We start from the raw sequence: 11604 nt of genomic DNA on the forward strand, positions 1-11604 counted from the left end.
TCACTCCTGCGCGATCAACGCTTGAGCAACGTCGGCGGTCATCTCGAAATAGCACAATTCTCCATGCACCTCTGCGTCAGGACCAAAGTCTATCATACCAAGGTCCCGGTAAAAGCTTTCTGATTGCGGCAGCGAGTGGAGCCCCACTCGCCCCTTAAATTCCTGCTGATCGCTGAGCGCGGCCGCCGCTATCATCAGGATCAGCCCCGCACCCTTGAAACGCCGTTGCATGCCAACGATCGGCTGATTCCAAGGCGCAACCTCTAGATAGTCGACATAGGCGATCGGCCTACCTGCCGTGTCGGCTAAACGCGACTGCATAGTCGTGACATCGATCCGCATCATCGCCTGGGTCATACCATAAGCAGTGACGCAGAATGTCTCAAAACCGAGCAAACCGCTTTCTTCCACCTTCTCCGGCCAGCGCCAATGACCTGACTGGGGCCAGTCGGCTTTGGGTACGCCTTGCTCGTACAGAGTTGCCTTGATCGCGCCCAGCTCTGGCTGCCAGGCATTATGCCAGTCCAGCAGATGCGGCACGCCGATGCCGCAGACCAATTCAGCCGGGACGACATCTCCAGTCGCCACGTCACGAAGAAAGACGGGCGATGCGTCACTCACAGAAGCATCAGCTCGGCCTTGTCGCGCGTAACGTCATTCTCGAAGACAAGCTTGTCGCCTTTCTCCACGCGCGCGTCGAGCATCTGATACAGACGCAGCGCCTGACGCAATACCGCGGTCTTACTAAGATCCTTGCGCGCAGACAGCTCCTCGAGCGCGCGCATCTCCGCATCGGTCAAGTTGAGTGTCATGGTCCGCTTAGACATCATATTCTCCTCGGCTGGTTCTCGATATGGAAGGAGCAGCCAGTTTGTCAATGATAGACGTTGATAAAATATGTATTGATTAGCTATTTTATGGCTATTATATCATATTTAAGGAGATAGCCATGAGTCGCGAATATGTAAGCCATGGGGAAATAGCCCGCTTTGCAGACAGCCGGGTGAACCTCAAACGGGACGACGCGACGGAATTACGCGCCCAAGCCAACCGGCTGCGCGATAAACTCGAAGGCTATCTCGTTAACCATCCCGATTTCGGGCTGAAGAAAATGTTGCTTTCAGGTAGTCTGGCGAAGGGCACTGCGCTCAAGTCGATCAGCGATATCGATGTCGCCTGCTATGTCGCCTCGGACTCGGCGCCGCATTCGATCCGTGATCTAATCGACTGGCTTGCCAAACGCCTTGAGACTGCTTTCCCGAACTTCAAGCCGTCGCAGATCACCCGCAAGACCTATTCGGTCTCTGTCCAGTTCATCGCGACCGGCAATGAGGTAGACATTGTCCCGATCCTCTATTCGGGCGATCCGCAGTGGCGCGGCGCGCTGGTCTCGCAAGATACTGGCGAGCAGCTCATGACGAGCGTGCCCATGCATCTAGACTTCATTCGCAAACGCAAGGCCGCTTGCCCCCAGCATTTCGCCCAGGTGGTACGTCTCATCAAGTTTTGGGCGGGCCTGCGCAAGCGTGAGGACATAACCGGAAATTTCCGATTCAAGTCGTTCATGATTGAGCTGATTGTGGCACAGCTTGCCGATCGGGGTGTGTCGCTCAACGATTATCCCGAAGCGTTGCAGTCATTCTTCACCTACCTTGCTACTGACCAGCTACGGTCGGTGATAGCCTTCACTGATTATTATCCTGCGGGCACATGCCGATCGACGTCGGACCCGGTTCAAATCTGGGATCCGGTTAACTGCGAGAACAATGTTGCCAAGCTATATACAACTACCAACCAAGCGCTGATCGTGGATGCCGCGATCGATGCCGGTGACGCGATCGACGCGGCGCTGCGTGCGATCTCCAAGAGCGAGACCATCCGTTACTGGCAGAAGGTCTTCGGACCGAGCTTCGACGCGTAGGAGTAAGGCGATGAGCAGCTACACGAGCACAGAAACCAGCAGCTTCACGATCACGCACGCGCGCTACATCGCGTCGAAGGTCGCAACTGACCTAAAGCGCTTTCAGCGCTTCTACGGCGCGCCAAACGACGACTGGGTCGATCGCTACGAAGGCGAGCTCGCTGGGTTGCTCAAGCACGATGCGGTCGACAATGTCATCTACGGCTTCCAGCGTAATTCGCTCTGGACCCCGGCGTCAGTGCGCTACCGCGCGATCCCGGGTGGCTCGCTGATGGCCGACGATGATCCGGGCAAGATCAGACCGGGCATCGATGTCGGCGGCGCGCGATTTACCTCGTTTCTAAGCTATTCGAACCGTTGGTTTGATCTCACCCAGAACGAGCGTGAGCGCATCGAGGGCGCCCTTCCCATCCAGCGTACGATCAGCTCGCCGCCCGGGTTAGAAACCGGCGCTTGGAGCGACGACTTGAGCTATTCGGCGGGCGGCCGTGGACTCGGACGCAGTAGCGTGAGGACTTGATGATGAGCGAACGCATAACGATCGGCGAATTGTTCGACCGCCGTCTTGAATTTCCCGATCTGGATGCCCGGCGGAGACTTGTCCGCCTTGTCGGTATCGACGACACCAAGGCGCGGCTGACCAAGATGCTCGGCATTCTTGTTAATCCCGCTGGCCCCCGCGCTTGGGCCGCCAAGCACCATCCCGATGCGCAGGTGTTGCTCGACTACGTCGCGCGCCGCCCGCCGCTAGTGATCCTCGCTGGCGATGTCGGCTCAGGTAAGACTGAGCTTGCTGAGACAATCGGCGACGCGATCGCACGCCAGGAGGACATTCCGGTCACCCTCTATCCGCTCAGCCTCTCGACGCGGGGCAGTGGAAAGGTCGGCGAGATGACGCGGCTTGTGTCCGCCGCCTTCGACCTGACGCTAGAGGCGGCCACTAAGCTGCAGCGCAGCGATGGCCGCGCCTCGGGCGGTATCATTCTTCTCGTCGATGAGGCGGATGCGCTCACGCAGAGCCGTGAGGACGCTCAGATGCACCATGAGGATCGCGCCGGCGTCAACGCTTTCATCCGAGGAGTCGACCAGCTGGCAGCCAAGCGTGTTCCCGCTGCGGTGATTTTATGCACGAACCGCCTCTCCGCGATCGACCCGGCCGTCCAACGGCGCGCAGCCGATATCTTTGCGTTTCATCGCCCGAATGCAGACCAGCGTCGCGCAGTGCTTGAAGGAGCGCTCGGCGAAGCTGGCCTGCGCTCTGGAGACATCGAAAGCATCGTTGCTGTGACCGGGCAGGATCGCAGCCGTCCAGGCTTTACCTATTCCGACCTGACGCAGCGACTAATCCCGACACTTGTCCTCGATGCGTATCCCGATCGGCCCATCACCGCCGCGCGATCTCTGGAGTTGGCAAAGTCGATATGCCCAACGCCTCCATTCAAGGATGCAGCCGTATGAGCGGGTTATTCGCCAGCAGGGGATGTTAGCATGGCGGAAGCCGTCACTGCTCGCTGGCATGGCGACAATTACCAATCCCGAGTATTCTGGGATAACGCTCTCAACCTGCTCGACGACACCTCGTGTGTTGTCGAGGTCACATTTGAGGCAAACGGGCCCAAGTCCTTTGACGACGTAGTAATCAAATACGACCCGCCGGTCGCACGTTCGGGACCCGATCGAATTCATGCAGACTATCACCAGGTCAAATATCATGTCGATCGCGGTGGTCACTTCGGCTATGAAGACTTCACCGATCCGAAGTTCATCGGCGCCACCACGTTCTCTCTCCTCCAGCGTCTGCGCGACGCCCAGTTGCACGCCAGCGCTCCGTCACTCTTCACATTTCTCACGACATATCGGGTCTCGCCCACCGATCCATTGGCGCGGTTAATTTCGGGCAACGATCGCACATTGATGCTCGAGAAACTGTTCGACGGTACGAAAGACGGCAGTCGAATGGGCAAGATCAGGAAGTGCTGGCGGGAGCATCTCGGACTCACCGACGATGGTGCGCTGAGAGAGGTCCTACGTGGATTTCGGATCGTCGACGGGCATCGTTCACTCGAGGAATTGCGCTCACAAATCAACCTCAAAGCCAAGGTCGTAGGCATGCTGACATGCAATGCGGCCGACTCTGATTTTCGGTACGACGAGCTTGCGCGTCAGCTCAAGTCGCGCGGCCTTGCCGCGTTCACAAGCGAGTCTCTTCTCCGCCTTGCCCGAGAAGAAGGCCTGCTCGACGGCACTCAGAAAGCTGCGGATCTTTATTCACCGATCGCAATCCGGAGTTTCCTTGGTCCTGCTTCAGACCTGACCGGCGCAAGCGGCGAGAATGCCTTGTCGCTCGTAGACGATTTCCGCCAACGCTACATCCAAGAAGGCCTCGACTGGCAGCGAGACATTCGCCCACGTGTCGAGACGTTTCTCGCCGCCGCAGCCACCCGCTCGCGTCATATGAGGCTCATTCTTGATGCGCATGCGTCGATCGCCTTTCTCGCGGGAACTGTTCTTGACGTGAAGTCAGGCATTGACGTGCAGCTTATTCAGAAGGGCCGTGTGGGCGCCCGCATCTGGCAAGCGGATGATCAGACCACCGGCCCCCGCTTCGACGAAGCAGTTATGATGTCCGGCAGTGGACGCGACGTCGCCGTTCTGCTCAGCGCCGCGCAGGACGTAAATCCTCAGGCCCGCGCGTATATCGCAAAGGCGTCACTCAAGATCGGCACGATGATAGATTTCTCGTTCAGTAGCGGCCCAGGTCAACAAAGCATCTCCGGTGGTGCCCATGGCGCCTCACTGGCTGAGCAAGTTGCTAACGCCGTGCGGCGGGCCAAGGCTACGGATCCAGATGCAGTCGTGCATCTGTTCGCTTCGGTGCCCAACAGCATTCTGTTCTACCTTGGCCAACAGCACCAGGCGATCGCGCCGTGTATCGTCTACGAGTTTGACTTCGACCGGCGTGGCGACAAAACCTACCATCCTTCGTTCATAATGGACTGAACAATCCGCGCGAATTTCACTCTCCCCGCTGCATGGCATAGCAGATCGCAGTTAGCCGGAGGCGTATTTTGGTTGATTGAAATTCGGCCCTTGCCACTTGATCTATCGTTACCAATCAAAGCGCTTTTAGTCCGCTTTCTCCTAGTTGCGATAGCAGACGCTCATCATCTCCTTCCTTCCGCGCCAGATGCCGGGGGTATCGGTGATCGACGGCTATCTCGCCGCACTCGTCGTATCGCCCCGGATCATTCCTCCCAAAGACCGCACGATCTTCCAGCGGTATAGCCAGACTGGCGCTACCCTGTGCCGACCCTTTGTCGCAGTTCAGCGACCAAATCTCACTTCCCAGCAGCAGCCAGTCCGCTAAAGCACCGAGCCCCGCAGTGAAGGCGGCGAATAAGCGCGCCTTCCGCCATTGCAGTTGCCCGACGCGGGTCTTCCTTGACCAGAGGCCGGATCGCCTCTTCGTTCCAATCACGGCGATGCTTGATGTCGAGAACAGCGTGGAGATCGAAATAACGGCGCTCGGAACCACTTAAACCGATCCGGCGCAAGCCTTTTGCTGTATGCGCCGCCCGTGAACGCGGCCTCCTCCTCTAGGACTGTCGATTTCCCGATGCCGGGCTCCCCGAGAAGAACAACGAAGGGGATGTCTCGAATGGAACTGAGGCGTTGAGGAGCCGCCATCTCCCGGCGGTTTGGAGCAACGACGCGGATCCAGCGATCCAGCCCGGGATCGGCCACCTCTGCGGCGGCGCTTCCGACTGGTGGCCTTTGTTTCCCGGAGGCGCGGCGCAGGACTCCGCGCACGCTGGTGAGCGCCTTAGAGATTATACCTGAGAGCCTTTTGAACATCGCTTCAGCCTACTCCGGCCTGTTGAGGTTGCCCACCGACGGCAGGACGATTGCGTCGAAGTCCTTTCGGTCAAAGTCCTAGCAGATGCCTCGCCAGTCCCATGTTCTGAGCATACTCGACCTTGAGGGGCGAAAACTCGGCGGCGATCTCAGGCTTGAGATGCTTCCTGTCGACCAGATACTCGTTGAGGTTGGACGAGAGGAACACGATCGGCGCGGTAGTGCCGGCGGCGCGGAGGGCCGAAGCCAGCTCGAGCACAGTTTCGTAGACCAGACAATCCTTGGAGGATTCCTTCGCGCGAGTTGCGGGTGGGGTGGCTGTGTTGACGCGGGCGAACGCCTTGGCCGGTGCGTCATGGCCCGGCCTGAATGTCTGCATGCGGGCTAGCCAGCGCCCGACGATGGACCGGGCGCGTTCGACGTGGTCGTCCCGATGGGCGAGGTTCACAAGATTGACGCTGCCGTATACCGCATCTAGCGAGTTTATGCGACCAAGCTGTTCTCGCACCTTCTTGATGGCGCGTTCCGCCTCCTCCTGCGTCGAGGCGTCGTGGTCTTTAAATTCGGTCACGACCTGCTCGGGGAGGAAGCATCAGCCTTCCCGCTTCCGCCGCATTCAGCAATTCCAGACCGGCGATCCGGTCCGGAACTCGCATCGTATCCCTCGAAGGGTCGCGCATGACGTCGAGAAGCGAGCACGTGTCGAAGCACAGCACCGGTTCGGACGAAGCTACGAGACTCGCGGCCGAGATCATCCGGATCAATGCTCGTCGTAGTAGGTGAGCAGCGCGACCGCGTTCTGATAGTAGCTGGCGAGGCTGTAGGCGGTTTCCTCGTCCCAGCCGTCCGCCTCGCGCAGCCAACGGGCGAGGATTTCGACGTCGATCTCCTTTCCCGAACGATGGGACGCGACCACGAAGTCGAACCAGCGCCGCTCGTCCATCGGATGGCTCGCCCCGGTCGACTTGTTCGCGGCCGCCGAGAATCGCCGCAGCCGGGTTGCGACATCCTCGCTCGTCCAGTCCTCCAACGACTGGCTGCCCGACGACAGCTGGATTGCGACCTCCAGACGATCGCAGACCGGACGGGCGACGCGATCGACGAAATCCTCGAGGATGGAGTTGTACTCCGTGAAGGAAAGGCTGCGCGTCTCGAGAGGGACAATGTTCGGCACGTAGTAGCCGCCATCCCTTCCCCACAAGGTGAGGCTCGCCGCCGGAAGTTGTCCAGTGGAAACGCGCCGGAACAATAGCACGTCCTCAGTGGTGACCGCGTTGCGCCTGATCTCATCGGCGCGCTTCGCGTGGTAGAGCCAAGGATCGACCGCGGCCTCGATGAGCGCGATCCGTAGCCCTTTGAGGGCGCCGAACGGCACCCCTAGGCTCATATCGCGAAACATCTCGATTCCGTCAGCCATTTGCGTTTCCCCTACAACTGATGACCTCCTAGCCGGTAGAGCTGCTTCTCGCACGCGTAATCGACGCGGATTCAAAGCGGCAGCAACCCAATACTGCACAGGGTAATTTATCGATCTAGTGCTTTCCAACGTCTGGTAAGTCGACCGACGCTCCTTCAAAATTGCCTAGCCGGAACGTCCGTTTTGGCGAGTAGGGGGGCGACAGGTGCCAGTAGGCCGCCGGCCAGACATCCTCCTTCAGTAACGCGGGAGGCTATGCAGGCGAACATCGGGTTCAGGGAGCACCGGACGTTTGAGCTGCCCCGCTGGATCGACCGCTTTGTCGAAGGGTTTCGGGCGCCGGCAGGCGTACGAAAGTCTCACATGTACGACCCGCGGGGGCCTCAGGCGATAGGCTATGGGGATTTCGGGTCGGCGCCGTTTCGCGGACTGGCACAATCGCCGGTAGGGTGCGATGGACGGGAACCAGGCGGTCGGCATTTTGTCCGGGGCGGGCAGCATAATCGGTGCGTGCTGCCATCATTCTGGTCGTGAGCGGCGGCATGGATCGCTTCCAGCGCAAGCGCCGTGATTTCCTGCCACGACGCTTTGACAGGATGGATATGGAGCAGTTCATGCCGGTTCATGACGTAATCTCCGGGATCGCCTCAGGATGTCCGGCGGTGCTCGCGGCTGTCGCCAGCGTTCGAAGGTCTCGATGATGATCATATGCCCGCCGCAGTTAGGGCATGGTGGTCGCAGATCGACGGGTTTTTCTAGGATCGCCTCGTCAGGCGGCGCAGCTACCTCGAGCAACGCGCGAGCACGCGCGAGGTTGGCTTTGCGCGATGAGCTGGCCAGCAGACCGTAATGCCGGATACGATGGAAGCCACGAGACAGGACGTGCGACATGAACCGCCGGATAAACTCGTCGGTCGCGAGTGTCATAACGCTTTGGTGTTCGGGTCCATCGCGACGGTAATCTTTGTAGCGCAGCGTGACGCCCTTCTCGTCGAAACTGATCAACCGGCGGTTCGAGATAGCGATCCGGTGAGTATAGCGGGACAGGTAGGCGAGCACCGCTTCAGGGCCCGCAAAGGGCGCCTTTGCATAAACCACCCATCGCGTCTTCCGGACCGGCGCCAGATGACGCAGGAAGGCGCGCCGTTCGGCAAGTGATGCGAGCGATCCGAAGAAGGCGAGCTTGCCGGCGTCAAAAAGCTGGATCAGCCGGGTCAGGAACAGACGGCAAAACAGCTTGCCCAGCACGCGCACCGGCAAAAGGAAGGCGGGGCGCGTCGATATCCATCGCGTCCCGTCGAGTGCGATGCCGCCACCCGGTACCACCATATGGACGTGGGGATGGTGCGTAAGGGCCGAGCCCCATGTGTGGAGCACGGCGGGATCCCGATCCTGGCGCCTAGATGCCTGGGATCGGCCGCGATCGTCAGCATAGTCTCCGACGCTGCCTTGAACAGCAGATCATAGACCACCGCCTTGTTCTGAAAAGCGACGCTGGCGATCTCCGCCGGTAGCGTGAAGACGACGTGAAAGTATCCGACCGGCAAAAGGTCGGCTTCGCGCTCTGCCAGCCAGATGCGCCCGGCCGCGCCCTGGCACTTTGGGCAGTGCCGGTTACGACAGCTGTTATAGGCGATCCGCCAATGCCCGCAGTCCTCGCAGGCCTCGACATGACCGCCAAGGGCTGCGGTGCGGCAGTTCTCGATCGCCGTCATCACCTTGAGCTGGGTGAGGCTCAGATGCCCGGCATGGGCGGCCCGATAGGCCGGTCCGGCGGTGCGAAAGATGTCGGCGACCTCGAGTGAGGTGCGCAACGGCTCAGCCGTCTGGCGCCACTTGTGGATCGGGCAGCGTTACCAACCTGTCGAGCGGGTTAATGACAGCGCGCACCGTTCGGGTGGCAACCGTGGTGTAAAAGGCGGTGGTTTCGCATGCCCCAGCAGCGCCTGGATGATGCGAATATCGACCCCATCCTCCAACAAATGCGTGGCGAAGCTATGCCGCAAGGTGTGCGGGCCGACCCGCTTGGTGATGCCTGCGGACTCTGCGGCGTCGACAACGATGCGATGGAGTTGTCGCGTACTGAGCGGCTTGAGGTAGTGCATCCCCGGGAACAGCCAGCCATCGGCATGCATGACGCCCTGTTGCCGGCCAACGGACCACCACTCGCGCAACAGGGTAAGCAGGTCAGCGGGCAGGAGCGCATTGCGATATCGCCCGCCTTTGCCGCGCTCCACCCGCAGGAGCATGCGCTTGCTATCGACATCGCGGACTTTGAGCATCGTCACCTCGGCGGCACGCAAACCCGCGCCATATCAGAGACACTGGTGATCATCGTACGCTCCTTGGTTGAAAGGAGTCGCGATAATCTGCCTATGCCGCAGCAGGCTCAACCAAAGCGCCGATATCAGTGGGTCAGCGGTACTTCAAATCCAGGCACCCATCCCGCGCCAGCGGGTTCGTACAAGTCTCTTTTCTACGCGTTCGAGTTGAGGCAGATCCGACCAACTTAGGCCATTCCGGCTTGAAGCCGCGTATGTCGGGTTACCCTAAAACCCGCCATTCGGGTCTAGCATGCCTGCCGGTCTGCAGTGCGCCACTTGTCGCCGTCCGGTACCTCATTTCCGTTCCCTGGAAGCGGCCATTCGTTCAGGTTAAGGCATTAGAAAAGCAGACGGTCGGCCGTCGACCCTTTGTGGTCCTTCCCGGTGGCTTTTCCATTTCCCGGAAGCGGGCATAGAAAAGGGTATGCAACTGGAATGGCTGGTGCAAGTCTTCCGGCTGCTATGGCCTTATGCCAACCGCCCCGCCGGCGTCACAAGCGGAGACGACAACCCTTGGGATGCGACTCAGCTTCTCGAATGGGCCGTCTTCCAGATCGCAAAGGATCCGTCGGATCGCGCGACGCGCATCCTGCGAGCACTGCGCGACGCACCCGACGACGGCTACACCGGCACAATTCAGTCGGCGATTGCCACGCAGCGTCGCTCCCGCCTTGAAGCCAATTTCACGGCCCCGCCGCTGGCAACCTACAAGGCGATTCTATGCGATAGCGGGCAACCGCAAAATGCTGCCGACGTTCGGGAAAACGTTTCTCGCGAGACAGCTCGCCGACAGCGGCGCCGATGCTTGGGCGAGGTGGTCGCGCCAAGCAGGCGGCCGACCTCGTCGGGACTAAGGACCGTAGGCAACGATCGAAGGTGTTATCGAAGTAAAGTCTGCGGGAGAGATCGGGCCGATCGAGTGTGCGTGTGAAGAAGAAGCGCAGTGCCGATACAATGCTGTTCATCGTAGGCAGACCAACGGCTGCATCCCGCTGATCAATCTGGAACTGGCGCAGATCCTCTGATGTCGCGGTGTCGGGAGGGCGTCTGAACCGCACCGAGATTGCCGGAGGCCAGTTTTCTTAAATTAGGCAGCCAGTGGGACGTCGTCCAGCATGGCGTAGTAGCGTTGCTCCGCTTCGACGGGCGGAATGTTTCCGATCGGCTCCAGCAGGCGCCTGTTGTTGAACCAATCGACCCATTCCAGCGCGGCGTATTCGACGGCTTCGAACGAGCGCCAAGGTCCTCGACGGTGGATCACTTCGGCTTTGTAGAGGCCGTTGATCGTTTCGGCCAAAGCGTTGTCGTAGCTGTCGCCGACGCTGCCGACGGATGGCTCGATGCCGGCTTCAGCGAGGCGTTGGGTGTACTTGATGGACACGTATTGCGATCCGCGGTCGCTATGATGGACCAGGCCACCGCGATGAACGGGCTGTCGGTCGTGGATGGCCTGCTCCAACGCATCCAGCACAAAGCTGGCATGCGCTGTTCTGCTGACGCGCCAACCCACAATATAACGGGCGTAGACGTCGATCACGAAGGCAACGTAGACGAACCCCGCCCAGGTCGCGACATAGGTGAAGTCGGAGACCCATAGCATGTTCGGCGCCGGAGCATGGAACTGGCGGTTGACCTGATCGAGCGGGCATGGGGCCGCCTTGTCTGCAATCGTGGTGCGAACCGGCTTGCCGCGGATCACCCCTTGCAGACCAAGATCTCGCATCAACCGCTGCACAGTGCAGCGCGCGACATCGAAGCCTTCGCGCTTCATCTGCCGCCGCCATACCTTGCGCACACCGTAAACTCCCAAGTTCTCGGCAAAGACCCGCAGAACTTCGGGCTTCAGCTCTTCATCCCTCCGGACACGAGCAGATTGCAAAGCCGGGTCTCGCCGCTTGGCAAGGCGCTCGTGATAGGTGGATGGGGCGATCGGCAGAACCCGGCAGATCGGCTCGACCCCATAGGCATCGCGATGTTCGTCGATAAAGGCGATCATCGTTTGAACGGGCGGTCGAGCTCCGCCTGGGCATATGTGGACGGCCTCTTGGCAAGTCCTTTATAAACAATGTGCGACTCAGTCGGCTGCG

At 60.0% G+C, this 11604-nt stretch carries 7 protein-coding genes, 5 pseudogenes and 1 other annotated feature; of the genes and pseudogenes, 4 read left to right on the plus strand and 8 right to left on the minus strand.

Annotation, left to right across the window (positions count from 1 at the left end):
- A complete protein-coding gene (locus BMY84_RS25835) occupies window positions 1-621 on the minus strand; it encodes a hypothetical protein (protein ID WP_093087779.1) in 621 nt (206 codons plus the stop codon).
- Window positions 618-800: a ribbon-helix-helix protein, CopG family gene (locus BMY84_RS25840; protein ID WP_256215448.1), complete on the minus strand. Its 183-nt coding sequence runs from the start codon at window positions 798-800 to the stop codon at window positions 618-620. The genes BMY84_RS25835 and BMY84_RS25840 overlap by 4 nt, the downstream gene beginning before the upstream one ends.
- A 149-nt stretch (window positions 801-949) precedes the next feature.
- Between BMY84_RS25840 and BMY84_RS25845 the strand changes: the two genes are divergently transcribed.
- From BMY84_RS25845 to BMY84_RS25860, 4 genes are read left to right on the plus strand one after another with little or no spacing between them, the layout of a single operon-like run.
- Window positions 950-1921 (plus strand): CBASS oligonucleotide cyclase, encoded by a 972-nt coding sequence (locus BMY84_RS25845; protein ID WP_093087782.1) that lies wholly within the window; start codon window positions 950-952, stop codon window positions 1919-1921.
- 10 nt (window positions 1922-1931) lie between these two features.
- The gene (locus tag BMY84_RS25850) at window positions 1932-2441 is read left to right on the plus strand and encodes an HORMA-1 domain-containing protein (RefSeq protein WP_093087783.1); all 510 of its coding nucleotides are present in this window, start codon (window positions 1932-1934) and stop codon (window positions 2439-2441) included.
- Window positions 2441-3379 carry an AAA family ATPase gene (locus BMY84_RS25855; protein ID WP_218147039.1) on the plus strand — a complete coding sequence of 313 codons (939 nt, stop codon included), beginning with the start codon at window positions 2441-2443 and terminating at the stop codon, window positions 3377-3379. Before BMY84_RS25850 ends, BMY84_RS25855 begins: the two co-directional genes overlap by 1 nt.
- A 30-nt stretch (window positions 3380-3409) precedes the next feature.
- Window positions 3410-4921 (plus strand): SAVED domain-containing protein, encoded by a 1512-nt coding sequence (locus BMY84_RS25860; RefSeq protein WP_093087786.1) that lies wholly within the window; start codon window positions 3410-3412, stop codon window positions 4919-4921.
- A gap of 338 nt (window positions 4922-5259) precedes the next feature.
- Here the strand turns inward: BMY84_RS25860 and BMY84_RS25865 are convergent.
- The 6 genes and pseudogenes from BMY84_RS25865 to BMY84_RS25895 all read right to left on the minus strand — a co-directional run.
- Window positions 5260-5499, minus strand: a pseudogene (locus BMY84_RS25865) (iron-containing redox enzyme family protein); the annotation flags it as partial.
- A 347-nt stretch (window positions 5500-5846) separates the two neighbouring features.
- A pseudogene (locus tag BMY84_RS25870) lies at window positions 5847-6353 on the minus strand (hypothetical protein); the annotation flags it as partial.
- Window positions 6354-6536: 183 nt separating this feature from the next.
- A complete protein-coding gene (locus BMY84_RS25875) occupies window positions 6537-7193 on the minus strand; it encodes a hypothetical protein (RefSeq protein WP_093087789.1) in 657 nt (218 codons plus the stop codon).
- A 612-nt stretch (window positions 7194-7805) separates the two neighbouring features.
- Window positions 7806-9007 (minus strand): annotated as a pseudogene (locus tag BMY84_RS25880) (IS91 family transposase).
- Window positions 9008-9011: 4 nt separating this feature from the next.
- A pseudogene (locus BMY84_RS25885) lies at window positions 9012-9508 on the minus strand (tyrosine-type recombinase/integrase); the annotation flags it as partial.
- A gap of 1096 nt (window positions 9509-10604) precedes the next feature.
- A pseudogene (locus BMY84_RS25895) lies at window positions 10605-11558 on the minus strand (IS3 family transposase); the annotation flags it as partial.
- Window positions 11439-11552 (minus strand) — a sequence feature (AL1L pseudoknot). Its footprint overlaps the pseudogene before it by 114 nt.
- Window positions 11559-11604: the final 46 nt, after the last annotated feature.

The sequence above is a fragment of the Sphingobium sp. AP50 genome (assembly GCF_900109095.1).
GTDB lineage: Bacteria > Pseudomonadota > Alphaproteobacteria > Sphingomonadales > Sphingomonadaceae > Sphingobium.